The sequence below is a fragment of the Bacteroidota bacterium genome, assembly GCA_016706865.1.
Lineage (GTDB): Bacteria > Bacteroidota > Bacteroidia > Chitinophagales > BACL12 > UBA7236.
Window position 1 is genome coordinate 348077 of sequence record JADJIS010000001.1, and the last position, 25932, is coordinate 374008.

Annotated in this window: 22 protein-coding genes and 1 tRNA gene; 11 read left to right on the plus strand and 12 right to left on the minus strand. The window is 36.9% G+C overall.

Annotated features, from left to right (window positions below):
- Positions 1-201: 201 nt before the first annotated feature.
- On the minus strand, positions 202-1191 hold the full coding sequence (gene dusB / locus IPI31_01470; protein ID MBK7566472.1) for a tRNA dihydrouridine synthase DusB: 990 nt from the start codon (positions 1189-1191) through the stop codon (positions 202-204).
- A 150-nt stretch (positions 1192-1341) separates the two neighbouring features.
- Between dusB and IPI31_01475 the strand changes: the two genes are divergently transcribed.
- The 5 genes from IPI31_01475 to IPI31_01495 all read left to right on the plus strand — a co-directional run bounded on the left by IPI31_01475 (position 1342) and on the right by IPI31_01495 (position 4453).
- Positions 1342-2310, plus strand: a complete 969-nt coding sequence (locus IPI31_01475; GenBank protein MBK7566473.1) for a CPBP family intramembrane metalloprotease — start codon at positions 1342-1344, stop codon at positions 2308-2310.
- 10 nt (positions 2311-2320) lie between these two features.
- Positions 2321-2485 (plus strand): DUF2007 domain-containing protein, encoded by a 165-nt coding sequence (locus tag IPI31_01480; GenBank protein ID MBK7566474.1) that lies wholly within the window; start codon positions 2321-2323, stop codon positions 2483-2485.
- On the plus strand, positions 2482-3330 hold the full coding sequence (locus tag IPI31_01485; protein ID MBK7566475.1) for a phosphatidate cytidylyltransferase: 849 nt from the start codon (positions 2482-2484) through the stop codon (positions 3328-3330). Before IPI31_01480 ends, IPI31_01485 begins: the two co-directional genes overlap by 4 nt.
- A 64-nt stretch (positions 3331-3394) precedes the next feature.
- Entirely contained in the window at positions 3395-4072 is a 678-nt protein-coding gene (locus tag IPI31_01490) for a phosphatidylserine decarboxylase family protein (protein MBK7566476.1), read from the plus strand.
- Between the two features lie 33 nt (positions 4073-4105).
- Positions 4106-4453, plus strand: coding sequence for a hypothetical protein (locus tag IPI31_01495; GenBank protein ID MBK7566477.1), 348 nt, complete (start codon positions 4106-4108; stop codon positions 4451-4453).
- Positions 4454-4529: 76 nt separating this feature from the next.
- Here IPI31_01495 and IPI31_01500 read toward each other — a convergent pair whose 3' ends face one another.
- The 7 genes from IPI31_01500 to IPI31_01530 form a co-directional block, all read right to left on the minus strand.
- The gene (locus IPI31_01500) at positions 4530-4964 is read right to left on the minus strand and encodes a DUF559 domain-containing protein (GenBank protein ID MBK7566478.1); all 435 of its coding nucleotides are present in this window, start codon (positions 4962-4964) and stop codon (positions 4530-4532) included.
- A gap of 145 nt (positions 4965-5109) precedes the next feature.
- Entirely contained in the window at positions 5110-5802 is a 693-nt protein-coding gene (locus IPI31_01505; protein ID MBK7566479.1) for a noncanonical pyrimidine nucleotidase, YjjG family, read from the minus strand.
- A complete protein-coding gene (locus IPI31_01510; protein MBK7566480.1) occupies positions 5802-6812 on the minus strand; it encodes an NAD-dependent epimerase/dehydratase family protein in 1011 nt (336 codons plus the stop codon). Before IPI31_01510 ends, IPI31_01505 begins: the two co-directional genes overlap by 1 nt.
- Positions 6813-6849: 37 nt before the next feature.
- Positions 6850-7944, minus strand: coding sequence for an anhydro-N-acetylmuramic acid kinase (locus IPI31_01515; GenBank protein ID MBK7566481.1), 1095 nt, complete (start codon positions 7942-7944; stop codon positions 6850-6852).
- Positions 7945-7948: 4 nt separating this feature from the next.
- Positions 7949-8281: a cytochrome c gene (locus tag IPI31_01520; protein MBK7566482.1), complete on the minus strand. Its 333-nt coding sequence runs from the start codon at positions 8279-8281 to the stop codon at positions 7949-7951.
- Between the two features lie 53 nt (positions 8282-8334).
- Complete coding sequence (locus tag IPI31_01525) at positions 8335-10470, minus strand: PKD domain-containing protein (protein MBK7566483.1); 2136 nt, start codon at positions 10468-10470, stop codon at positions 8335-8337.
- Positions 10471-10510: 40 nt separating this feature from the next.
- On the minus strand, positions 10511-12853 hold the full coding sequence (locus IPI31_01530) for a gliding motility-associated C-terminal domain-containing protein (GenBank protein ID MBK7566484.1): 2343 nt from the start codon (positions 12851-12853) through the stop codon (positions 10511-10513).
- A gap of 223 nt (positions 12854-13076) precedes the next feature.
- On the opposite strand from IPI31_01530, the gene IPI31_01535 reads away from it, so the two are divergent.
- On the plus strand, positions 13077-16037 hold the full coding sequence (locus IPI31_01535; GenBank protein MBK7566485.1) for an amidohydrolase family protein: 2961 nt from the start codon (positions 13077-13079) through the stop codon (positions 16035-16037).
- Positions 16038-16081: 44 nt separating this feature from the next.
- Positions 16082-17380 (plus strand): amidohydrolase family protein, encoded by a 1299-nt coding sequence (locus IPI31_01540; GenBank protein ID MBK7566486.1) that lies wholly within the window; start codon positions 16082-16084, stop codon positions 17378-17380.
- A 153-nt stretch (positions 17381-17533) separates the two neighbouring features.
- Here the strand turns inward: IPI31_01540 and IPI31_01545 are convergent.
- From IPI31_01545 to IPI31_01555, 3 genes are all read right to left on the minus strand, one after another.
- Positions 17534-17621 (minus strand) — tRNA-Ser (locus IPI31_01545).
- A gap of 21 nt (positions 17622-17642) precedes the next feature.
- Positions 17643-18410 carry a TatD family hydrolase gene (locus IPI31_01550; protein MBK7566487.1) on the minus strand — a complete coding sequence of 256 codons (768 nt, stop codon included), beginning with the start codon at positions 18408-18410 and terminating at the stop codon, positions 17643-17645.
- A 20-nt stretch (positions 18411-18430) separates the two neighbouring features.
- Complete coding sequence (locus IPI31_01555) at positions 18431-19042, minus strand: polysaccharide deacetylase family protein (GenBank protein MBK7566488.1); 612 nt, start codon at positions 19040-19042, stop codon at positions 18431-18433.
- A 177-nt stretch (positions 19043-19219) separates the two neighbouring features.
- On the opposite strand from IPI31_01555, the gene IPI31_01560 reads away from it, so the two are divergent.
- Together IPI31_01560 and IPI31_01565 are read left to right on the plus strand one after the other, a co-directional pair.
- The gene (locus IPI31_01560) at positions 19220-20743 is read left to right on the plus strand and encodes a glutamate--tRNA ligase (protein MBK7566489.1); all 1524 of its coding nucleotides are present in this window, start codon (positions 19220-19222) and stop codon (positions 20741-20743) included.
- 17 nt (positions 20744-20760) lie between these two features.
- Positions 20761-21294, plus strand: coding sequence for a hypothetical protein (locus IPI31_01565; GenBank protein MBK7566490.1), 534 nt, complete (start codon positions 20761-20763; stop codon positions 21292-21294).
- Between the two features lie 67 nt (positions 21295-21361).
- Here the strand turns inward: IPI31_01565 and IPI31_01570 are convergent, their stop codons facing one another.
- Complete coding sequence (locus IPI31_01570) at positions 21362-22075, minus strand: methyltransferase (GenBank protein ID MBK7566491.1); 714 nt, start codon at positions 22073-22075, stop codon at positions 21362-21364.
- Positions 22076-22145: 70 nt separating this feature from the next.
- Here IPI31_01570 and IPI31_01575 point away from each other — a divergent pair, with 70 nt between their 5' ends.
- Both IPI31_01575 and IPI31_01580 read left to right on the plus strand, forming a co-directional pair.
- Positions 22146-23738: a choice-of-anchor L domain-containing protein gene (locus IPI31_01575; GenBank protein ID MBK7566492.1), complete on the plus strand. Its 1593-nt coding sequence runs from the start codon at positions 22146-22148 to the stop codon at positions 23736-23738.
- A gap of 112 nt (positions 23739-23850) precedes the next feature.
- Positions 23851-25914, plus strand: a complete 2064-nt coding sequence (locus tag IPI31_01580; GenBank protein ID MBK7566493.1) for a cytochrome c — start codon at positions 23851-23853, stop codon at positions 25912-25914.
- The last annotated feature ends 18 nt before the right edge of the window (positions 25915-25932 follow it).

Consider the following 25932-nt stretch of genomic DNA (forward strand, 5'->3'; position numbering starts at 1 on the left):
GAAGTAAGTAAATAACCGCTTAAAAATACTGAAACACTTCTCAACCCCCTACTTTTTACAAATCTTTCATCATATTCACTATTTATAGTGAATCCTTTTACAAAAAATGCAGCGTTTTTCTCAATTTCCTGCATTTTTTGCATGCCAAACTCTCCCTCAAAACCGAAGAAACAAAATCATCCCAATAAATTTCAATGATTTTTAACCCACTACTTCCATCTCCATCCTCGAAATATCAATAAGTACAGCCTCCAACTCCTCCATCCCATCCATCGTCACCAACAAATTCCGATAATGTTTAATATTAGGAATCCCCTTAAAATAGTTCGTATAATGCCTCCGCATCTCCAAAATGCCTAATACCGGGCCTTTCCATGCTATGGATTGGAGGAGGTGTTCGCGGCAAAAGGATACGCGTTCTTCGAGGGTGGCGGGGGGGAGTTCGGTACCGGTGGCTAGGAAATGTTTTATTTCGCGGAAGATCCAGGGCTGACCGATGGCGGCACGGCCTATCATTACGCCGTCGACACCGTAGCGGTTTTTCATTTCGAGGGCTTTTTGAGGGGTGTCCACGTCGCCGTTGCCGAAAATGGGAATGGTGATCCTGCTGTTATTTTTTACTGCACCAATTAAGGTCCAGTCGGCAGCACCTTTATACATCTGAGCGCGGGTGCGGCCGTGGATGCTGAGGGCTGCTATACCTACATCCTGGAGACGTTCGGCAACTTCTACTATGTTTTTGGAACTGTCGTCCCAACCGAGGCGGGTTTTTACTGTTACGGGTAATTTTGATCTTTTTACAATGGATTCGGTGAGGCGGATCATGCGGGGAATGTCGCGAAGAATACCGGCACCACCATCTTTACACACTACTTTTTTTACCGGACAACCGAAATTGATGTCGATGAGATCGGGATTAACCTCCATGATCATGTCGACACATCCTTCCATAACTTCTATGTCTGCGCCAAAAATTTGGATGCCAAGAGGGCGCTCTTCCTCGTAAAACTCAAGTTTTTTGAGACTTTTTTCGGCGTTTCGGATGAGTCCTTCGGTGGAGATGAACTCGGTGTACATAACATCTGCCCCCAACCTTTTGCACAAAACGCGAAAAGGCGGGTCACTTACGTCCTCCATGGGTGCGAGGAGGAGGGGGAAGTCGGGGAGTTGTATGTTGGCGATCTTGGTCAATACTTTTTCGTTGAAACCTGGTAAGTCTTGTTTAAGTTCTTTTGGATAATTTCCGTTCCCCGGAGATTTATCTTTTTTTTGGACAATAGTGAAAAGACCTAACAGGTTGTATAGTCGTTGTATTTTTACGCAAAATTACGAAGTTATAGGATGTGGGGCAGTATTAAACAAATTCCATGGTTGGGGCAGTTCCTGATTTTGATCGGATTATATCTGATCGGGGAGTATGTTTTTTTAATGTTGGCCATTGGTTTAATTGATATGATTTATCCCGGAATAAATTTTATGGAATTTATTACTTCCATGAATAATATTACTTCGGCAGATCAGGTAACAGCTCAACAAGCAGATGCATTAAAAATATATCAGTTCATTACTTCCTTTGGCAGATTTTTATGTGTTGCCTTGTTTTTTTTATATTTGATGGGAGAAAATATTATTTCTTATTTGCAACTCAATAAAAAATTAAAATTTAATTCTGCTATATATATTCTTCTTCTGTTTTTTGCTTCTGTTTCGGTAATAAGTATTATTAATGAATGGAATCAAAACATACCTTTCCCGGCAGATATGAAAGATGCAGAAATAAGTATGCGTAAAATGGAAGATCAGGCGCAAATATTTTCGGAAGTGTTTTTAAATACAGCCACCATTCAGGGATTGATCATTAATATTTTATTGATTGGAGTATTGGCCGCAGTGGGAGAAGAAATATTTTTCAGAGGATTATTGCAAAATCTTTTTTTAAAAGGAACAGGAAATGCTCATGTGGCAATTTGGATCTCAGCTTTTTTATTCAGTTTTATACATTTTCAATTTTTCGGTTTTTTCCCCAGAATGTTGTTGGGAGCCATGATAGGATATTTATTTTATTGGAGCGGAAGTTTGTGGGCAGCCATACTTGCACATTTTATAAATAATGTGGTTTCTGTAATCGCCTACTATCTTGTGAATACAGGTGTTGTGGAAGAAAATGTTGCAGAACAATCGAATCTAGTGGCAGCTTTGATATCGGTTCCACTGGTAATAATATTATTAATTATTTTTAAGCGGAATGAAAAGGTTAACTTAGCAGGCAATGGAACAGGACTGGATGATGGTGTACTCGACAATGGATAAATTCCACGCCATGTATATTAAAGAAATGCTGGAGGAAGAACTTATACTTGTAGTACTTTTTAATAAAACGGAAGGACCCTACGCTCAAGGAATATTACAGGGCGAAATAGAACTCTATGTTCACTATAAACAAGCAGAAGCAGCATTGGAATTTATCTATAATTTACCCGAATGAATAATTTAGTTTTGAGAATTATTACTGCACTGATTGGTGCAGGTGTTATTATTGGAAGTATTTTTTTTAGTGCATGGAGTTTTGCAATTGTGTTTATGGTGATTGCAGTATTCACACATTATGAATATATTAAAACCATTCGCCATACAACCAACAAATCTCCTAAATTTGAATTAGTTTATTCCTTATTTGTGGGATTATATTTTTTATTTATAAGAAACAGTCCCTATTTAATTGACTATAATATTTTCAGTATTATAGATGAATTCTGGATGGTTTTAATTATCGGATTTATGATCGCAGAATTATTTTATAACCGCGAAAACCCCTTTCAGCAAATTGGATTAAATATTCTTGGAATTTATTATATTCCATATGCTTTTGCCACCTTTATTCAAATTGGAGTTGGCCCGGAACAACCGGTTAACCTTTGGTTCGTGATCGGTCTTTTATTCATGGTCTGGTTCAACGATTCCTTTGCGTATTTTGCAGGCAGATTATTCGGGAAACACAAATTATTTGAGCGTATTTCACCGAAAAAGACCTGGGAAGGTTTTTTTGGTGGAATGTTGATGACAATAGGCTGTTCCATAGGGCTCAGCTTCATTTTTTCGGAATTATCGATGATTCAGTGGATCATTTGGGCTGTTGTAGTTGTGTTTTCGGCCACCCTGGGCGATCTGGCGGAATCTCTGTTAAAACGCAGTATTCACATCAAAGACAGCAGTTCTTTATTACCCGGACACGGCGGTTTTCTCGATCGTTTTGATGGTTTTGTGCTGGCAGTTCCCTTCTCGGCGCTGTATTTGTCTATTTTATCTTTCTTTAACTACCTGACACTCTGAGGGAACAATTTTCGACCTCAAATTGTATTACCTTTGCATTCCTTAAACTTAATAGGAATAACAAATGCTGAAATTAATACATAGGGAAGGGCGCAAGATCATCATCGCCTTTTTAGTATTTCTGGTTTTACTCAATTTTTCTATTCATTACTTTTTCCCCGAGGAACGCTTATTACACGCGTTGTTGCTGATCGCATCGCTAGGTGGAATACTGTTTGTAATGATGTTTTTCCGCAATCCGAAACGCCGTTTGTTTATTGAAGAAGGTGCGATTATCGCTCCCGCCGATGGTAAGGTGGTTGTTGTGGAAGAAACCACAGAAGGAGAATATTTTAAAGATCGCCGTTTACAGATATCTATTTTTATGAGCGTGAAAAATGTTCACATTAACAGAAACCCGATAAGCGGTCAGGTTAAATATTTTAAATATCACCCGGGAAAATACCTTTTGGCCTGGAACCCCAAATCGTCGACAGATAATGAAAGAACAACCTTTGTTATTGAAGATGAGGATGATAATGTGGAGATCATGATGCGCCAAATCGCCGGAACGGTAGCAAGAAGGATCAAATTTTATGTGGAAGAGGGCGACGAAGTTACCCAGGGAAGCGAGATCGGGTTCATCAAATTTGGTTCGCGGGTTGACCTTTATCTTCCTTTAGATTCAAAGGTGGAAGTTAAAATAGGCGAAAAAGTTAAAGGTGGTCAAACAGTGATCGCAAGAGTTGTTCGAAATAAATAAAAACAGTATCTTTAATTAATAAATACTACTACTATGAAAAAAATATTATCGATTGCAGTTGTAATGGCTTTTGGAATTACAGTTTCTTTTGCTCAATCAGCAACTTCTAATGCAACAACTTCTACCCCAAAAGAGGAAGTTCAGGTTGCAAGTCCTGTAGTAAAAGCAGTAGATGTAAATGCTACGGAAGCAAAATGTGCTCCAGTTGCAGGAAAATCATGTTGCAATGGTGCAAGTAAAGCATCTGCAATAACAAGTGGTGTTGGTGCCGATGTAAATAATACAACTGCGGTTTCAGCAGAAAAAAGTTGCCAAACAATTACGGTTGGCATGAGTGCAGCAAAACCGGAAACAAGTACGGTTCCAGTTCCGGAGAAATAAATCACCCCCTGGCCCCCTCGAGGGGGGAGGATCACCAGGGTGCCTCTCGTCACCCCGTATACCCTTGCTAGTGTGGTTATTTTTCCTTGGGTTGACGTTTGATTTTTCGTTTCTTTATTGTTAATAATTCAGGGTTGTTTTTTTCTTGAATTTCTATCCATTCTGAAATTGATCTCATTACTTTTATAGTATCTCCTAATATTTCCTGGTCGCTGAACCGAATAACAGTATAACCCAATTCATTTAATCGTTTTGTTCGTTTTTCGTCTCTTTCGAAACTTCCTTCCGCTTGATGTGTAATGCCGTCTGCTTCAATTATTAATTTCAAATCTTTACAAAAGAAATCTGCGATATAAATGTCAATTGGCCGCTGACGTAGGAATTTGTATTCCATCATTTTTCTACTGCTTAAAACATGAACCCACAAAACATCTTCTGATTTAGTAGAATTTTTTCGATTTTGTTGCGAAAATTTTTTAAGATTTTTATTGTAATAGTTATTAAGGGCCATAAGTAAAATTATGGATCCGACATTGAAAATTAAATAGTTTAATGATTTTTTTTAAAAATAGTCGTGTGAGAATTTTGGGACGGGAACATCACCCCCTAACCCCCTCAAGGGGGATTTTCCCCCTTGAGGGGGCAAGGGGGTGATGTTACAACAAACCCGTTAATTCCTTTAGATTTGTTACTGCTTTAAAACCATTTTCATTCACCCTGTTTTCTGGATTAAACCATATAAATTCCATTCCGGCATTTATCGAACCAATGCCATCGGCGTCGGGGGAATCGCCGATGTAGAGGCAATGTTCGGGTTTGGTGTTAATTATTTGTATGGCGTGATCAAATATTTTTTTGTCGGGTTTTAATGCCTGGGCACTTTCGGCGGTGGTTACAGAGGAAAAATATTTCATTAAACCGGTGTTATTCAATTTAAAATATTGCACCTCTTCAAACCCATTGGTGATTATATGCAATAGATATTTCGTTTTTAAATAATCTAATGTTTCCAATGCAAAGGGAAGTAAATCTTTTTGATTGCGCGTGTGAAAAATATAATGATCGGCAGCATCACTTGCGAGTTTATAGGAATTAACTCCAAAATCGTTGAGTGTTATAAAAAATCGATTCAGGCGCACTTCTTCGCGCGAAACTTTTCCCAAGGCATAATCCTGCCATAAATATTCGTTGCGAAATTTATATTGTGTATGAAATTTTTCGAAATCGGTTATTCCTTTTTTCTCCAATTCAAATTGTGCATATATTTCTGTAAGAATGCGTTTGGAGTTTCCATTAAAATCCCAAAGTGTATTGTCGAGATCAAAAATTACATGCTGAATATTATTCATTAATTAAATTTTATAGGATGGAACTTACCGGTATTCAATTCCGTTTTAAAACTTTTTGCAGCATCGGCAATTGCTTTGTTTACTGGAATAAAATCGTATTGCAATAAATCAACTATTTTTTTATTATCGTAATTCACTTTTTTATTTGCGATCGAGGCTGTCTGTTTTGTTACCGATGGCTCCGAACCATTAAAAAGTGATTTAAACCATTCGGTTCTCCAGGCGAGGGAGGATAATAATTTTCCTGCCTTAACCGTTGGACCTGTTACATGAAGTTCTTTAGCAATTGTGGTTAAAAAATCGCGATAAGAAACATTTTCGCTATTTAAAATAAAACGTTCATTGGTGATATCACTTTCCATAAGGGCGTAAACTATTTTCACCACATCGCGAACATCCACATAACCTGTTTTGCCTTCTGTGTAATATTTGAACCCGTTATTTACCGTGGTGAATAATTTACAGGAACCACTATTCCAATTTCCCGCTCCAACAATAATGGATGGATTTACAATTACTGCGTTTAATCCCTCGGCAATACTTCTCCAAACTTCGCGTTCTGCTAAAAATTTACTTACAGAATAATCGGAGCTGAGATTTTTTCTTTCCCAAGGAGTTTGTTCAGAAACAACTTCATTATCTTTTCCTGTTTTACCTAAAGCTGCAATGGAACTTATATATACCAGTTTTTTAATATTATTATCCAAAGCAATATTTACCACATTGGCAGTGCCTTCCACATTCACCTGCATTAAAAGATCTTTATTTCTTTTTGAATAGGAAATAATTGCTGCACAGTGATAAATTTTATCAATGCCGGCAACTGCCTCTTCCAAACTAAACATATCCAAAATATCGCCATCCATCCATTCTATTTTATCGGCAATATCTTCCAATAAACGCATGTTACTTTCCGGTCTTTTTATTGCACGCACTTTTTCGCCCTTCGATAATAAATATCTGCAGAGGTAAGATCCCACAAGTCCGTTTGCTCCTGTAACCAGTATCAAAATAGTACAATTATTTTATGGATAATAAATAATTTCATCAATTCACATTTACAATATCTCCGCCGCTCACAGCAATTCGCGCTCCGGTAACGGAAGGTAAAAAATTAGGTTTGTTCTCCCATCTCAACATGCCCATTAAACACATGGCTATTGCTTCTTTAAATTGAATAGTCGTATTATCCGGCAAGGTAATTTTAATTCCGCATAATTGTTCTATCCTCCTTAATAAATAAGAATTATAAGCTCCGCCACCGGTAACCAACAAACTATAAATATTTTTAGGAATATTTTGCGAATCAATTTGTTTATTTATAATTCGCGAAATCTGATATGCAATATGTTCGGTGGCAGTTGCAAGTTTATCAGTAGGATAAATTGTATAATTTGACAATATGGGAAAGAAATTATCTCTTATAAAATTATTATCCATAGATTTTGGGAAAGGAAGATCAAAATAATCAAACGCATTTAATTCTCTCAAAAGCGCTTCGTTTATTTTTCCTGTTCTTGCCATGGACCCTTCATCATCATATTCCAATCCTATTTGTTGAGCACAAAAATTCAATAGCTGATTTGCGGCACAAATATCAAATCCAATTCTTTTCCCATTTTCCTCAAAAGAAATATTTGCAATTCCACCAATATTTAAACATGCAGAATATTCAGGGAAAAACAAAACATCAGCAATAGGAACCAGCGGTGCGCCCTGACCTCCTGCATCCATATCTGCCTGTCGGAAATTACATATCACCGGGCAATTTAACTCCTTCGCCATAATTTTTCCATTTCCTATCTGGCAGGTAATATTTTTTTCCGGAAAATGAAAAATGGTATGTCCGTGAGATGCAATGAAGTCAGGTTTTTCAATATTATTATCCTCCATAAAAGTTTTGATACTTATTGAAGATAACTCATCAAATAAAACATGTTCATTTTCGTAATCCTTTGCAATACTCACTTCGATATTGGCAAGAATATTTAGAATTTCCTGAGGGTATGGAAAGGTATCGGATGCTAAAACTTTAAAGGAATAATTGGGTTCAGATCGCATTTCACAATATACCACGTCCAACCCATCGAGTGAAGACCCCGACATTGTTCCGATAATATAATATACATGAGGTGGGTTCAATTAATTATTTATTTTTCAGGGTAACAACATACTCTGCAACTTGTTGTATCTCTGCGGGAGTAAGCTGACCTTTCCAGGAGGGCATGCCTTTTCGTCCTTCAATTATTACTGACTTGATCTGTTCCACATTTAACATCGTAATTTTCAGGTTAGCGGCACCACTTAATCCTAAATTGCCATCATTTCCATGGCATAATCTACAAGATTTTACATATACTGCTTTTCCCGGTGATTCCTCTGTTTTAACTAAATCTGCATTATCAGCAGGAGTTTTTTTTGAGCAATTATAACCTATAAAAGCTGAGCATATCACAAAAAAAATAAGTAGCTTTTTCATCCTGAATAAATTCAGTGCAAAGCTACTTATTCGTTTATGAATAGTATTAAATATTATCTCACCAAGGTGATATTTCCCTGACGTTGGAAAAATTCACCACCTAAACCAATTGCTCTAACAAGATAAACATAAGTACCCATTTCAGCTTCTTTGCCTTCAATGGAGCCATCCCAACCGCCATTAATATCCTGTGTGGAAAATATAATTTCTCCCCAGCGATTAAAAATGGTATATTCAAGTAATTCGCCTACCTCGTGATTTAAAACAAATATTTCATCGTTAATACCATCACCATTTGGAGAGAATGCACTTGGCACTTCCACTATGGTGACCTGGTTCACGAATATTGTGACGGTATCCGTTTCGGAACATCCGTCGGGACTTGTTACAGTTAAAAGGAAAGTAGTAGTTTCAGCTAATTCAACGGTAGGATCGGCAATGGTTAAACTGCTGATATTAGCCGGAATAATGATAGGATTTTGTGGGAACCAGAAAAAAGATCCTACTCCGGTACCATCTAAGGTAAAGGTTTCCAAATATTCAACTGTTTGGTCGGGGCCTGCGTCTGCGAGCGGTAATTCACCTATATAAATTTCAGCGCTAATGGTATCAGAACATCCGTTTGTAGAAAACGCGATCAGAGTAACAGTATATGTTCCGGGTGCATCATAAAAATGAGAAGGATCATCTTCTGTGCTTGTTTCACCATCTCCAAAATCCCAGGCATAACTGCTAATTGAACCAGTAGTGATAGTAGTAAGATTTTCAAATTCTGCCGGTTCATTCTGACATACGTCAGCAACTTCGAAATCAACATCAGGTCCGGGTTCGACCAAAATATCGTAGGAAATAATGGATTCGCAGCCTTTGTCGGTTGTAACGGTAAGAATTACTGTATATGTTCCTCCATCTGCATATTCATGTTCAGGATTTTGTTCCGTAGATGAAAATCCATCAGCAAAATTCCAGGTCCAGCTATCGATAATTCCCGCTTCGGTGGAATTTGACAAATCGGTAAAAACAACCGGAGTTCCTGAGCATCCTGCTGTAAAGTCGTAATCAGCCGTAAGTACATTATATATCTTTATGGTTGCTATAAACGTATCAGCGCAAACGAAGCCAGGTACCGCTATAAGCGTTACAGTATAAGTTCCGGTATCGCTATAGGTATGCGTTGGTTCAAATTCTGTTGAAGTTGTTCCATCCCCAAAATCCCATAAATATTCATCTGCACCGGTGCTGGAGTTTGTAAACTCTATGGTATAATCTTCGCAATCAAGAATTATAGGTTCGGTGGCTGCAGCAACAAGGGGTTCACATTCCTGAATATTGAATTGATAATCACGATAATATGTTTCCAATAAAACGCCATCACGGTATTCATCCACTGCAATACCTACCACATATCTTCCTGCAGCGGTTGGAGTGCCGGTCAAAAATCCTGTTTCTGAATCTATAGCCATTGCCGGCGAAGCAGTAACCTGATACGATTCACTAAAACCAGCGGTCCATACAATATTACCGAATGGCAAACCTTCCGGAGGGCAAGGTTGTGGTCCGGCACCAACACCAACCGGATAAGCTCCGATGTAAGGTGTAAAAAATCTATAAACCAAAGAATCACCGTCAGGGTCTACTGCCGAATTATCATATGTAATTGGAGTTCCTATGCAAATTGCAGTTGGTGGCAGACCGATGAATTCCGGTGAGCTGTTACAACCAATTAAATTAGTGGGCACAAAATGGGCAAAATAAGTAGAACCAACTTCCTCAGGTGTTTCTATATTCACAATGCTAGGATTTCGGCAACATCTCTGATAAACAAGATCATAGGCTTCTTCATTTGATGGAAGTGTGATATTAAAAGTATAAACACCCTTTTCAATACATAAGCCCGGAGGTATTACAAGGCAGGGGTCAGGAGATATTACGTCAATAGGTGTTACCACAGGTGCTCCGGTATATATGGTATTTACAAGCAATCCTGCTTCATTGTAAAGTCCTAAGCAAGCGGGGTTGTCGAACAAGGCTCCACCGGCTGCACAATCGCGGTATAGAATGAGTTTGACCTGATAAAGATTATCGCCTAAACAAGTATAACTCATTTCACCCCCAACAATATGTGTTGCGTAAGTTTTAAAAGAAATAAATGAAAAGGCAAAGAGGAGTAAAAAAATTTGTTTTTTCATCACTGGTTATTATAAGATATAAAATTAAATAAAATTATGGTTATCTCAAAAGGGTAACGTTACCGCTCAAAGATTGCAAAATTTCGTCACATTTTGTCCAAATTTTGTAAATATAGGTTCCAATTTCCTGTGGTTTGCCATTTCCATCAGTTCCATCCCACCCATTCACAAGATTATTGGTTTCAAAGATACGTTGCCCCCAGCGATTATAAATTTCCATACTTACGAGTTGATCATCACCTGAGGTAATGAGTCTGAAATTATCATTAACCCCATCGCCATTAGGTGAAAAGGCATTTATATCTACAAAATGAAAGCAACTCGGAATTACATACACCAGCGCAGTATCAACATCTGTGCATCCTGCTTTATCAGTTCCGGTTACAATATATTGCACGGTGGAAGGAGGTGTGGCAACAGGATCTGCAATGGCCGGATCAGTTAGTCCAAAAGGAGGTTCCCAAATATAATTGGAGGCCCCAACAGCCCACATTTGTACGGGATGACCGGAATATACAATTGTATCAACGCCAACTTCAACATTTGGGGCAGCCAAAACATTTACATTTACCATTACAGTATCTGCAGAACATTGGTCGTATACCACTACGTAATATATAGTTGGGGTTGTAGGAAAAACATAGGGGTTTGACAGTGCATCATCACTAATATTTTCTGGTGGATACCACTGATAAAAGGTTCCACCACCCGCAATCAATTGAACACTATCACCTTCACAAATGGTTACATCGGCAATTGGAGATGCCACAACTGGTTCGGGAACTATAATGATATCGGTTATGGAATCAACACAACCATAATTGCTCGTTGCCGTAAGTGTAACAGTATAAATTCCCGCAGTATCAAAATAATATTCAAAAGATTCTCCTGAAAAATAATTATCCGGATCCACTTCCCACTGCCAATCTACAATTTCGTTTCCGATCATGATAACACTTGTACTGTAGACAGTTCCCACCTCTTCTAAACATGCTCCCTCCGAATTAAACAGGGCATTTGGCAAAGAATAAATTTTAATGGTATCATAAATTTCTGCAACACAACCCACACTATTTTCTACGGTGAAAATCAGCATATAATTACCAGGCTCATCATAAGTATATTCGGGGTTTTGTTCGGAGCTGCCTCCCCCATCTCCATAATTCCATTGCCAGCTTGTTAGAGTTCCAAAATCGGTGACCGAAAGATCTGTAAATTGAACAGGGGTTTTTGCGCAGGCCGGATCAAAATCTATCGTGGGAATTAAATGCGGATATATGCTAACTGTTGCGAAAGTGGTATCAGAACATGTTTGTCCGGGAAAAGCGATCAGGCTTACGATATAAGTACCAGTGTCGGGATAGGTATAAGTTGGAAATTCCTCTTCACTCACATCAGTGGTAATTCCATCAACGCCAAAATCCCATAAAAATTCATCGGTTCCATAACTCCAGTTTTCGAAGTGTATGGTAAAATCGGTGCAATTATTAATTTCTCCGGGTAATGATGCCACTAAAGTAGGTTCGCAATCGGTGATATTAAATTGAAAATCGCGGTAATGTGTATTTATCAAAACTCCTGCTCTGTATTCTTTTACGGCAATACCTACAACAAATTGACCTAAGGAAGTTGGTGTTCCCGACAAAAAACCAGTGGTGGAATTAATAGAAAACGCAGGATCCGATTCAATGGGATAAGTATAACTGTATGGTCCGTAAAAATTAACTTCTTCAAAGGGAGGTCCCGGTGCAGGAGAAGGGTCTGGCACATCGTAAGTGGCGCCGTTCAGGGGATGAAACCATTCGTAAACCAACACATCGCCATCGGGATCGGTAGCGGAATGGTCGAAATTAAAGGGAAAATTTGCACAAATAACAATTGGGGGGAAATTGCTGAACCTCGCACTGGAGTTTATTACTGTTCCCGGGTCGGGAATATGTTCGGTATAGGTTGCTCCTGTGGCAACGGGATCTACGATATTTATAATGGTTGTATTTCGGCAACAACGCTGATATACAAGATCGTAACCTCCTACACTGGGCGGAAGGTTGATATTTCCGATATAAATTGCCTCCTGAATACAAAGGTCGGGAATGTAGGTAATACAAGGATTTGTGAGATCCGGATCCAGATTTTCGGAGCCGGGAAAAAACACTACAAGGCTGTCGACAAGCGCTCCTGCTGCATTGTAGACATAAATTTGAAGTGGATTATCGAAAGGTGCCGCCTCAGCAGCAGAACAATCGCGATATAATTTGAGTTTTATTTCAAAATTATTTCCTGTGAGACGAGTGTAAATCATTTCACCCCCGATAATATGATAGGCAAATACACTATACCCTGAACACAACACAAAAAATAATATGACCAATCGCCTTCCCAAATCCTGAATTTAAAGTTTTAAAGTTAATTAAGTTAACGATGTATAGTGTTAAAATTTATCATAAAATTGTAAAGAAAGGAGCCTGAAACAAAAGTACTTTTAAGTTGATTTAACTTTTTATTATGTTTTCAATTTTTATCTTAGCGTTTCATTGCATTGGATAGACGCAGCACCGTTCACACCCGTTGCCTGAAAAGCGCTAACCAAGCTCCAAAAAAAATTTATGAAAAAATACTTTTTATTGATCATTGCGGGATTGTTTTCTATTTCCGGTATTACTCAAACTACCTTTCCTGTAAATGGTGTTTTTGATGTGCGGGAAAAAACCTATGCATTAATAAATGCAACACTAATTATCGATCCAAATACAAAAATTGAGAACGGAACTCTCGTGATAAGAGATGGAAAAATTGTTGATGCGGGTAATGTTGTCGCACCAAAAGATGCAGTGATTATTGATGCGAAAGGAAAATTTATTTATCCTTCTTTTATCGATCTGGATGCTGATTATGGTATTCCATCAAAAATAAATCCTCCTTCAGGCCAGGGACCACAAATGGAAAATAATTTTAATACCGCATTAAACTGGAACCAGGCGATTACACCTGAATTTAATGCATATGAAAATTTCGCTCCCGATACCTCTAAAAATAAATCATTTAGAAATATCGGGATCGGGGCAGTTATTACTCATCGCAACGATGGTATCATGCAGGGAACCGGTGCATTGGTTTTAATGGGAAATGAAGCTGCGGGAAAAATGTTGGTAAAGGAAAAAGTAAGTGACCATTATTCTTTCAGAAAAGGAAGTTCCACACAAAATTATCCTTCCTCCGAAATGGGTAGTATCGCATTATTGCGTCAAACATTTTTAGATGCTGATTGGTATGCAAAAGGAGGAAACGTAGCAGAGAAAAATATTGCACTCGAATCAATCAATCAAAATAAAACTTTGATACATTTTTTTGATACACGCGATAAACTTGAAATTATGCGTGCCGATAAAATTGGTGATGAATTTAATATTACATTTATTATAAGAGGAAGTGGTGATGAATATCAGCGTATCAGTGAAATTAAAAATACAAATACAACATTAATTATACCGGTAAATTATCCCAAAACTCCCGACGTAAGTGATCCATTCGATGCGGAATTACTATCTATGGCTGATCTGAAAAACTGGGAAATGGCTCCGGCTAATTGCAGTTATTTAGAAAAACAGGGGATACAATTTTGTATAACTTCCTCAGGGCTGGAAAATAAAAATGACTTACTTAAAAATGTGCGCAAGGCAGTGTTATATGGATTGACAGAAAAAACTGCCTTGGCAGCATTAACTACAACACCGGCTCAATTAATTAATGCACAAAATGAATTAGGCACGCTCACAAAAGGCAAAATTGCGAACTTCATTATTACTTCCGGAAATATTTTTGAGGAGGAAACTGTTATATATCAGAACTGGGTGAATGGTCAACAATATATCATTCAAAATCCATTAGAGAATGATATGCGGGGAATTTATAAATTCAACATTGATAACAGGATCTACGGTTTAGTGATAAAAGGAAAAAAGGATGCACCTGAATTTGCTGTAATTAAAAATACGGACACTGTTAAAGCTTCCGGAAATATAAATAATGAAAATATTTCTATCTCTTTTACAGATGGAACTGAAAACATAAGACTTACCGGATGGATAAAAGAAAAATCGTTTTCAGGACAAGGTCAAATAAATGAAAAATGGATAAACTGGAAGGCAGAATTTACGAATGTTTATGCCGAGAAAAAAGAGGATAAAAAAACAGATAGTTTAATACAAACCGGAACTGTTATTTATCCTTTCACTGCCTATGGCTGGTCAGAAAAACCAAAACAAAAAGAAATTTTAATTACGAATACCACCATTTGGACCAATGAAAGTGAAGGAATATTAACAAATTATGATGTATTGATCTCGGGTGGTAAAATATTAAAGATCGGAAAAAATATTTCCGCCAAAAACGCCACTATTATTGATGGAACAAATAAACATCTCACGGCAGGAATAATTGATGAACACTCACATATAGCAATTTCTGACGGAGTTAACGAAGGCACTCAATCGAGTAGTGCGGAAGTGCGCATCGGAGATGTGGTGGATTGCGATGATATAAATATTTATCGTCAGTTAAGTGGCGGGGTTACCAGTTCACATTTATTGCATGGTTCGGCAAATGCAGTGGGAGGACAAACACAATTAATAAAATTGCGATGGGGACTTTCACCCGAAGAAATGAAATTTCAGAACTGGGATGGATTTATAAAATTTGCTTTGGGAGAAAATGTTAAACAAGCGAATTGGGGCGATTATAATACTATTCGTTTTCCGCAAACAAGAATGGGTGTTGAGCAGGTATATGAGGATATTTTTACGCGTGCCGAGGAGTATATCATCGCTAAAAAAGATGTAAATAAATTAACAAGAACTGATCTTGAATTAGAAGCCATAGCAGAAATTCTACAGGAAAAAAGATTTATCACTTGCCATAGTTATGTGCAGAGTGAAATTAATATGCTTATGAAGGTTGCTGATAAACACAATTTTACGGTAAACACTTTTACACATATTTTGGAAGGATATAAGGTTGCAGATAAAATGAAGGCTCATGGTGCCGGGGCTTCTTCGTTCGCCGATTGGTGGGCATATAAATATGAGGTAATGGAGGCAATCCCGCAAAACCCGGCAATTATGCATAATGAAGGTGTAATTACGGCTATCAATTCTGATGATGCCGAAATGGCAAGACGGTTAAATCAGGAAGCTGCAAAATCGATAAAATATGCAGGGATGAATGAAGAGGATGCATTAAAAATGGTGACACTAAATCCAGCGAAATTATTGCATGTTGACGATAGGGTTGGAAGTATTAAAGAAGGAAAAGATGCGGATATCGTATTATGGAGCGATAATCCTCTTAGTATTTATGCAATAGCGGAAAAAACAATGGTGGACGGAATAATTTATTACGATCGTTCTGCAGATGATCTTTTACAGGAAAACATGAGAAAGGAACGCAATCGCATTATTACTAAAATGATAGCAGAGAAAAACGGAGGAGCTGCAACAATCCCTGTAGTTGGAAAAGAACATAAATTGTATGATTGCGAAGATGTGGAAGATCACATGCAAGGAAATTGATAATTTTTATAAACGAGAAATTTGAACACTATAAATAATACAAAATGAATATACCATTTAATAATATACGATATATAATGACAATAGCGCTACTTAGTGTATTTTTTACACTATCAGCTCAAAAGGTTCCGATTGTAATTTCCAATGCGATGGTGCATGTTGGAAATGCCAGTATAATTGACAACGGAATGGTAATAATTCAGGAAGGCATTTTACAATATGTAGGTCCTAAAAAAGAATCCGGTTACGACGATAATACCGCAACGATGATAGATGCCAGTGGCAAACATATTTATCCAGGTATTATCGCAATGAATAACCAACTTGGTTTGAAGGAAATAGAGGCTGTGCGGGCAACAAGGGATGCTTATGAGGTTGGTCAATTCAATCCGAATATCCGATCAATTATTGCATATAATACTGATTCTAAAGCAATTGCGACACTCAGAACAAATGGAATTTTATTGTCGCAGGTAATTCCCGATGGAGGAATAATTTCCGGACAAAGCTCTGTTGTAAAATTATCGGGATGGAATTGGGAGGATGCCGCAGTTAAAATGGATAATAATATGCATATGTATTGGCCGGGATATTATGGTTATGATTATATAAAAGGAGAATATAAAAAGAGCGATACTTATGATAATGAAGTGATAGCAATAAAAAACTTTTTTGATGAAGCAAAAGCATATTGCAACAGCACTGATCATGCAGTAAAAAACTTGCGTTTTGAATCCATGCGGAAAATTTTCAGTGCGGAACAAAAATTATTTATTGATGCAAACGACGCAAAACAAATTATTGGTGTAGTTGATTTTGCAAAACAATATCAGATAAAAATTGTGTTAGTTGGAGGCAGACAAAGTTATCGCGTATTGGATCTTTTGAAAGAAAATAACATTCCGGTGTTGTTGGAATGCACGCATGAACTTCCCGGCCTGGAAGGTGATCCTGTTGAACTTCCTTACAAATTACCTTCCATTTTATTAAAGGCAGGAATTGAATGTGGCCTTAGTGTAAGTAATGAAGGAGGAAGTTTTTGGAATATGCGCAATCTGCCTTTTGATGCGGGTACGGCGGCGGCATATGGAATAACAAAAGAGGATGCATTAAAAATGATCACACTTACCAATGCAAAATTATTGGGAATTGAAAAAAATTACGGAACTCTGGAAACAGGAAAAAGTGCAACTTTATTTATAAGTGAAGGTGATGTTTTAGATATGCGAACAAGCAGGATCACCAATATTTATATCAATGGTGAAAAAACTCAGGTTACAAACTGGCAAACTGATCTTAGTAAGAAGTATGAGCAGAAATATGGTATAGAGATCACTGAGTAGATCGCGGATTTTAATGGGATTGCACGGATTTCGCGGATTTAAAATTATTTAATCCCATAATACAAACCTCTGCAATCTCTGCTCCTCTGCGAACCCTGCGGGAAACTTCTTTCAAAAAAAAACCCGCCGTAGGCGGGTTTTTTTTTTGAAATGCGGAGAGACAGGGATTCGAACCCTGGATACCCTTTTGGAGTATACACACTTTCCAGGCGTGCTCCTTCAACCACTCGGACATCTCTCCTTCGAGCTGCAAAATTACATTTTAAACCTTGAATATTCGGGATACATTTGATTCTGTTGCTGCTAAAATGTCTGATTCTGAGAGTAAAAGTATCTCACTAAGCCTTTTCAGTACATGTTTAAGGTAGGATGGTTCATTTCGTTTGCCACGAAATGGAACCGGTGCCAGATAGGGTGAATCGGTTTCTAAAACCAGGTTGGGAAGATGTTCTTGTTTCAAAACTCTATCTAAACCTCCATTTTTAAAAGTAGCTACCCCACCTATTCCCGCATAAAATCCGAGCTCAATAATTTTTTCCAGTTGTTCAACGGAACCCGAAAAACAGTGGAAAATTCCTTGCAGGTTTTCATCCTTGTGTTTAGCGATTAGTTCAATACTATCGTCAACAGCATCGCGGGAATGAATGATGATGGGTAATTTGAATTTTTTTGCCAGCTGAATCTGATATTCAAATGCAGTTTTTTGTTCGGTAATTAAACTTTTATCCCAAAAATAATCGAGACCACATTCGCCTATGCCGTAGAATTTATATTTATCATCCAATAAATATTTTTCCATGAAGATGAGTTGAAATTCAAAATTCTCTTTTACACTGCAAGGATGAAGTCCCATCATTGGGAAACAATAATTATTTTCCACTAAACACAATTGCAACATCGGATCTATGGATTCTATGTCGATATTGGGTAAAAATATTTTTTTTACACCTGCTTCTTTTGCACGCAAAATTATTTCATCCCGATCGAGGTCAAATTCCGGTAAATAAATATGTGCATGCGTATCGGTCATCCAAAAATTATTATCTCTTCTTAAAATTCCATTTTATCGAAAACAAATCCTTCCTTCGAAAAATGTTCCAGTACCAAAGGAAGACTTTTTAATACCCTGTCTTTTGCTTTCACACTGTCGTGAAATACTACTATACTTCCATCCACAGCATTTTCAATCACATTTTTGGTGCATTTTGTTGCATCCAATTCCGTATCAAAATCTCCACTTAAAACATCCCACATGATGATCTTATAATGTTTTTTTAATTCCTGAATTTGCTGATATCCAATTCTACCATAAGGTGGGCGGAATAATTGTGTTGAATATTCCGCATTACAAAGTTTTACATCCTCCACATATTTTTCCAGATCCGTTTTCCAACCATTAAGATGGTGAAAGGTGTGATTGCCAATTGCATGTCCATCAATTTTAAGTTTTTCAAAAATATTTCTATTTTGACGGATATTTTCACCGATACAAAAAAAAGTGGCCGAGGCATTATAAGCTCTCAGCATATTTAATATTTCTTCCGTTACAAAAGGAATAGGACCGTCATCGAAACTGAGATATAATGTATTCTTCTTTTTAATATCCCAGATGAGACTAGGATATACCGTTTTTAAATAAAAAGGTGTTTTTACAAAATACATTGATGCAAACTTAGCCAAAATCGTGCGGGAATTAACAATTTGCTTACTTCCGAGTTATATTTTGATAACAGGCAGCTAATCAGTTTTAGGTAAAATGCGATAAAAATATTTGCATCTAATCTGCAATGATTAAGATTTCGGTTTTAAGGGGTTAAATTTGCACCAGTAATATTGATCATGGAGAAAAAAGTACGTTTGCGATATGCACCAAGCCCCACAGGTGCGCAACATTTAGGCGGAATAAGAACAGCCTTATATAATTATTTATTCGTAAAAAAAACGGGTGGATCGTTAATTCTGCGCATTGAAGATACTGACCAGGCGAGGTATGTACCCGGAGCGGAGGAATATGTGATCAACAGTTGTAAATGGGCGGGAATTGAATTTGACGAAGGTGTTCATGTGGGAGGACCTTATGCGCCTTATCGTCAAAGTGAAAGACAAGAGATATATAAAAAATATGTATACGAACTGATTGAAAAGGGAAATGCCTATTACGCATTTGATACTCCTGAAGAATTGGAAGAAATGCGAAATCGCATGACCGAACAGGGTAATCCTTCTCCTGCTTATGATCATATTACCCGTCAGTATATGAAAAATTCTGTAGCACTTTCTAAAGATGAGGTGGACAGAAGGCTCGCAAATGGAGATCCTTATGTTATAAGAATAAAAATGCCCCGCAACGAAGAAATTAAATTTAATGATCTTATTCGCGGTTGGGTAACTTTTAATTCATCACAATTAGATGATAAGGTATTATTTAAAAGCGATGGAATGCCAACCTATCATTTGGCAAATGTGGTGGATGATTATTTAATGAAAATAACGCATGTAGTGAGGGGTGAAGAATGGTTGCCAAGTGCTCCAACGCATGTTATGACCTATAAAATGTTCGGGTGGGAAAATGAAATGCCGCAGTTTGCGCATTTACCTCTTATATTAAAACCGGAGGGGAATGGAAAACTGAGCAAACGCGATGGAGATAAATATGGTTTCCCGTTATATTCATTAGATTGGAAAGAACAAGGTATTTCCGGATTAAAAGAAAAAGGATTTTTACCGGAAGCGTATATTAATTTTATCGCCTTTTTAGGATGGAATCCCGGAACGGATCAGGAAGTTTTCAGTAAGGAAGAATTAATTAACGCATTTAGTTTTGAGAGAATTGGAAAATCCGGTGCCAGGTTCGACCCTGAAAAGGCTAAATGGTTCAATCAGCAACATCTTAAATTAAAATCCGGGGCTGAACTTGCGGAACTTATCAAACCTTATCTTACGGAGAAAAATGTAATCGTTGACCACGACTATTTAATAAAGGTTTGCGATGCCATGAAAGAAAGGGCGGTTTTTATTCCCGATCTTTATGAATTGGGCACCTTCTTTTTTGAAGATATTACTAATTTTGATGAGGAAACCATTAAAAAGAAATGGAAACCTGAAAAAAAAGAAATCTTTGTAAATTTGATCGATAGAATAGAAGCAATTGCTAATTTTACAGAACACGAGATAGAAACATCTATTAAAGATTATATGAAAGAAAATAATTTAGGAATGGGTGAAGTGATGCCTATTTTTAGAGTAGCTTTGGCAGGTGGATTGCAAGGTCCCCCTGTTTTCACCATGATGGATGTTTTAGGGAAAAAAAAATCTGTTGACCGTTTGCATAATTCAATAAAAATATTTGATACCTTTCACTGAAAATTGCAGTAAACCATATGCCAAAGAAAAAACCTTTAGAAGGGAAACCCGAAGTTCACAAAGATCTTGATGGCTTCGAGATGAACATTAATGAATTTGGAGAGATAACCACCAATACGGATATCGACAAACTCAACAAATTCCTTAATAAGAATGTTGACGACAAAAAATTTAAGGGTCTCGATGAATTACCTTATGCCAAACTCGGTGATGATGAAGATGACGATGCTGAAGATACCAAAGAGGAAGCAGAAGATCTTACCGAAATAAGCGATGAGTTTGAAGAATTCCGTCAATTCAATGATAAGGATTTTAAAGACGAATTCGATTTCGACGACAAAGACGAAAAAGATGCATATGCCTTTGATGAAGGTAAACATATGTATGAAGATCTCGATGATGACGATACAGGTACTAAAAAGAAAAAAGGAAAGGACGATGACGACGAGGATGATTTTGAGGAAGAAGACCTGATAGATGATCTTGCAGACGAATTCGGAGAGGAAGACAATTACAATATTGATGATGGCGACCTCGACGACAAATATTGATCAAAAGGAACCAATACAGTGTTTTCAAATACTTATAAAGCGTCGGAATTCCGGCGCTTTTTTTATTTTAAAAATGTAAATAAAAATCGCGGGTCAATTGTTTGTATTCCTCAGTATAATTATTGAGGCCTTTATTTTCAATTAAAAGGTCAGTATTTATTGTTTCACAAGGATATTTTACGAACTCCACCAAAAAACGTTTTGGCGCCTTTCCTTCTTTAGTATATATCGTAGTTTTTCGTTTACAAAATAAACCTGACTTACTCATCAGAGTAATAAATTTTTTACCCTCCTCCACAGGCAAGATCAGGTTAAAACTTCCTTTATCTGTAAGGAATTTTATTGCTGCCTCTATTAAATATTCAAAGGGCATATGTTCTGCATCTCTTGCTTTTTTGCGCTGTTCATTATCAATTTTCCATCCCTTTATAAAGTAGGGAGGATTACAGGAAATAACATCATACTTTTTTTTATTTACTAGAATAAAATCCTGTAAAGCAATATGTTGTATATGGATCCTATTTTTCCATTCTGTATTTACCGCATTTCCCTTAGCCTGTAAAACAGCAGCCTCATCAATATCAATTGCAATAATAGAAGCCTCCTGAAATTTTTGTGCAAGCATCAAAGCAATCAATCCGGTTCCGGTGCCAATATCCAATATTGTAGAAACTTCTGTGTTTTTGGTGATCCAAGCTCCAAGCAATAGCCCATCAGTGCCCACCTTCATGGAAGTAATATCCTGATTGATCGAAAATTGTTTAAGTTGAAATATGCTCATGAGCCGATTTTGCAAAATTGATCAATCATTTGCGAAAAAATTGATACCTTTAAGATATAAATCTATAATTATGAAAAAATTTCTCCTCTTATGCTCCCTTTTATTGATCTTAACCACACAAATAAACGCCCAATTGACGGTAACTGCCGAATTGGATGACGAAACTTTCATTTATTCGCTTGCCGGTCCCGGAATTGTTGTTTCCGGTATTTCCCGCGATTGCGCTGGAGGCGCTTCAGGATTTTTTAACAGCATGGATGCCAATGTAGGAATTGAAAATGGCATGCTGCTCACTTCCGGTCTTGCCGACGGTGCTATTGGCCCAAATGATGAAGGTTCTTATACTATGTATAATGGAACTGATGGCGATGATGACCTGACTGCAGCTGCAGGATATCCTACATACGATGCATGTGTTATTGAATTCGATATGACTGTTGCTGCCGATACCTTAAAATTGAGTTATGTGTTCGGATCAGAAGAATACATGGAATTTGCAGGAACTGGTTTCAACGACATCTTTGCATTTTGGGTAAGCGGTCCGGATATTCTCGTTCCAATTAATATTGCACAGGTTCCCGGAACTACCTTGCCGGTTGCTATTAATAATGTGAATGCATTTACAAATGCAGATTATTATGTGCACAATGGAGATGGATTCGAAGCACCGTACAATACTGATGATATGTATGTTCAATATGATGGTTTAACTACCATATTGCTTGCTCATGTTCCGGTAACAGCGGGTGAAACGTATCATATGAAAATTGCTATTGCCGATGGATCAGATGCAATTTTTGATTCCGGAGTATTTCTTGAAACAGGAAGTTTAGGAAGTTTACGTATGAAACACGAAACTTTAGCCGATAACGAACTTACTTATGCAGTGGAAAAATGTGCTACCGGTTATTTTAAATTTACTAACGAAGTTCCTTGTGCCGAACCTCTGGTTTTGGATTATTATATTGCAGGTAGTGCCACCAATGGTGTTGACTATGAATTGATAGCTGAACAATTAATTATACCTGCATGGGATAGTGTTGGAATTATTGAAATTATTCCATTACACGACGCTGTTGCCGAAAGTTTTGAAAGCGTGGAATTATATTTATATAATCCTCAATCAGGTTTTATTTATGACACACTTACTATTTTAATTGATGATGAATTGGAACTCAATGGTTATGAATCAGTTACTGATGGTCTTGAAATTCAATTTACTGAAACAGCAGGTGAAGCAGTAACCTGGTTATGGGAATTTGGTGATGGCGGCACTTCTAATTTGCAATCACCTACACATACATTTGTAGCAGCAGGCGAGTACGAAGTTTGTTTGACAATAACTGATGCTTCAGGATGTGAAGATAAATTTTGTAAAACAGTGGAAGCTGGTTCAGTTGGTATAAATAATACCCCATCTTCAGATTTTGTTGTTTCACCAAACCCAACACAAAATAATATCACTATCGAAATTCCTGTTTTATTAAGCGGTGATGTTGAAGTGAGTATTAAAAATGTTTTAGGACAAACAATGTTATCACAGGTTGCAAATGCAAATATGGTAACCGTTGAAATGGATCTAAGTGATCTAAGCAGCGGACTTTATTTTATAGAATTACGCAGTGAAGGAAAAACATTTGTAAAACAGATTGAAAAAGAATAACAATTAATTTTGGAATTAAAGAAATCACTCCGGTATACATTGGAGTGATTTTTTTTATTTAATGGATATACAAAGGCAGAACTTTTGAATTTAATTAATAATTCTAACACACATGAAAAGACGAATTCTCCACATCACTACAATTATACTTATTTCTTTATCTCTTTTTAGCTGCAAGCATAACGAGAAAACAATTAAGTTAAGCTCTAAGGATCCTTTCCAAAACACAATAGTACCAAGCCAAAGTATTACTATTGATGCCTCAGTGGATAATGTTGTTGAAGGAGAAAAGGGAAGCATCATAATTTGTCCCAAGGGATGTTTTGTCGACAGAAACGGGAAAATAGTAGAAAAGAATATTGACATAGAAATTGCGGAAGCTCTTTCGTTGGAGGATATGTTATTATCAAATCTCACCACAACATCTGATGGCCAACTATTAGAAACAGATGGCATGATCTATTTTAATGCAACTTCGGATGGAGAACAACTTTATATCAATAAAGAAAATCCCATTCATATAGAAATACCTACTCATCAAAAAAAACCTGGAATGATGGCGTATAAAGGCGTAAGAGATGCTGAAGGAAATATGAATTGGGTCGAACCAAAGAAGATTGATGACTTTTTAAAAACAGTTGATATCAATTCTCTGAATTTTTTACCTGAAAAATTCGAGACCGCGGTTGACAAAGGAATGCCATTTAGAAATTATAAAGTAGCAGACAAAAAATTGGCAGATAGTTTATACAACAGTTTATCAGTTTGGAGGGAAGGTGCTTTTACAAAAGGATTTGTGCCAACCGACTATAATGAACCCTATTATAATGAACAAAAGGAGGTGATAAATGGAAAATACAGCGATCGTTCTTTTCTTGTTGACTCTAGTGACGAAAGAAGTTTAGATAATAATTATGATCCAGATGCCGGTGAATGCGGAATTGATCCAGCTTTAATAAAAGTGATCCAGAATTCAAATTACCAGAATACTTTTATTGCTACTAAAGAATTTGAATCAAGGCTTCAGATATTATTTAAAACATGCAATACCAATTTACTATTACTTTATCTCGACAATCTGAATAAAAATTTATATGAGGTGGATAGCATGGTGGCGAAAAAATTAGCAGGCAGTGAACATCAGAATACTTTTTTGCAATTTATGGAACTACGTCAAACAAAGGTAAAGGAGGCAGACAAATACGCTGCATTATTAGAAGGATATTATGAAAAACAATTGAAGGAAGTTACAGGTCAATTAAATAACGAGCAGAAAAAAGTATTAAAAGAACTTGAAAAAAAGAATAAAGAAGCGCAGAGATTAGCTGATGACTATAAGAAGCTTTTATTTAAACGCGAAAAATATCGCATGGAAACCTATGGTTTCGAATGGACAAATACGGGATGGGTAAATATTGATATTGGCACCATCCCCAAAACTTGGAGTCCTCAACCTTTAGAAATTATTGTGGAGAATGGAAAAGATCTTGACAGAACATATACTTATATTGTTTATACTTCCATTAGAAGTTTATATCGATTAAATACCAGTGATAATGTAATATTTACCACGGGTAATAAAAGCAATAACAATGTGCATATGCCAAAGGCCTTGAGTGTTGCAATAGGAATAGGATACAAAGGTGATATTCCATATATTGCTCTTAAAGAATTCGAACCCGGTAAAGATCAAAAAATTTCCATGACCTTAACTCAAAGCACTCCGGAAAAAGTTAAGGAAATGATAAGACCTTACGATACGTATGTTGCCGAGAATAAAATTGATGTTGATCTGGAATATATGGCTAAATTTTATGAGGAAAAACAAAGGCAATTGCAATTAAAAAAAGAAGATGAATTTATACGATCACTTTATGATATTGCATTTCCGTGTTGCGCTAAAAACGGCGAGGAATTGTATTTAAGTTATTGTGCAGTATGCCATTCATATAAAGATGAAACTATTACAGGGCCAAGTTTGGTTGGAGTCAGAAAAAAACATAGCAACGAATGGCTTTATCAATGGACCATTAATTCACAGGAGTTAATTAAGAGTGGAAATTCTGAAGCGATAAAAATATATGAACAATATCAATCGATTCAACCTGCTTTTAACCTAACCAGAACAGAAGTTAACGCTATATTTGATTATATTGATGGATTAGCAGCATTGTGAAATAATTTGCCATAAAAG

Excerpts from the sequence above, each read along its gene's own strand:
- IPI31_01475 (MBK7566473.1), top strand. The coding sequence starts at position 1,342 with ATGTGGGGCAGTATTAAACAAATTCCATGGTTGGGGCAGTTCCTGATT.
- IPI31_01480 (MBK7566474.1), top strand. The coding sequence starts at position 2,321 with ATGTATATTAAAGAAATGCTGGAGGAAGAACTTATACTTGTAGTACTT.
- IPI31_01485 (MBK7566475.1), top strand. The coding sequence starts at position 2,482 with ATGAATAATTTAGTTTTGAGAATTATTACTGCACTGATTGGTGCAGGT.
- IPI31_01490 (MBK7566476.1), top strand. The coding sequence starts at position 3,395 with ATGCTGAAATTAATACATAGGGAAGGGCGCAAGATCATCATCGCCTTT.
- IPI31_01495 (MBK7566477.1), top strand. The coding sequence starts at position 4,106 with ATGAAAAAAATATTATCGATTGCAGTTGTAATGGCTTTTGGAATTACA.
- IPI31_01500 (MBK7566478.1), bottom strand. The coding sequence starts at position 4,964 with ATGGCCCTTAATAACTATTACAATAAAAATCTTAAAAAATTTTCGCAA.
- IPI31_01505 (MBK7566479.1), bottom strand. The coding sequence starts at position 5,802 with ATGAATAATATTCAGCATGTAATTTTTGATCTCGACAATACACTTTGG.
- IPI31_01520 (MBK7566482.1), bottom strand. The coding sequence starts at position 8,281 with ATGAAAAAGCTACTTATTTTTTTTGTGATATGCTCAGCTTTTATAGGT.
- IPI31_01525 (MBK7566483.1), bottom strand. The coding sequence starts at position 10,470 with ATGAAAAAACAAATTTTTTTACTCCTCTTTGCCTTTTCATTTATTTCT.
- IPI31_01535 (MBK7566485.1), top strand. The coding sequence starts at position 13,077 with ATGAAAAAATACTTTTTATTGATCATTGCGGGATTGTTTTCTATTTCC.
- IPI31_01540 (MBK7566486.1), top strand. The coding sequence starts at position 16,082 with ATGAATATACCATTTAATAATATACGATATATAATGACAATAGCGCTA.
- IPI31_01550 (MBK7566487.1), bottom strand. The coding sequence starts at position 18,410 with ATGACCGATACGCATGCACATATTTATTTACCGGAATTTGACCTCGAT.
- IPI31_01555 (MBK7566488.1), bottom strand. The coding sequence starts at position 19,042 with ATGTATTTTGTAAAAACACCTTTTTATTTAAAAACGGTATATCCTAGT.
- IPI31_01560 (MBK7566489.1), top strand. The coding sequence starts at position 19,220 with ATGGAGAAAAAAGTACGTTTGCGATATGCACCAAGCCCCACAGGTGCG.
- IPI31_01565 (MBK7566490.1), top strand. The coding sequence starts at position 20,761 with ATGCCAAAGAAAAAACCTTTAGAAGGGAAACCCGAAGTTCACAAAGAT.
- IPI31_01570 (MBK7566491.1), bottom strand. The coding sequence starts at position 22,075 with ATGAGCATATTTCAACTTAAACAATTTTCGATCAATCAGGATATTACT.
- IPI31_01575 (MBK7566492.1), top strand. The coding sequence starts at position 22,146 with ATGAAAAAATTTCTCCTCTTATGCTCCCTTTTATTGATCTTAACCACA.
- IPI31_01580 (MBK7566493.1), top strand. The coding sequence starts at position 23,851 with ATGAAAAGACGAATTCTCCACATCACTACAATTATACTTATTTCTTTA.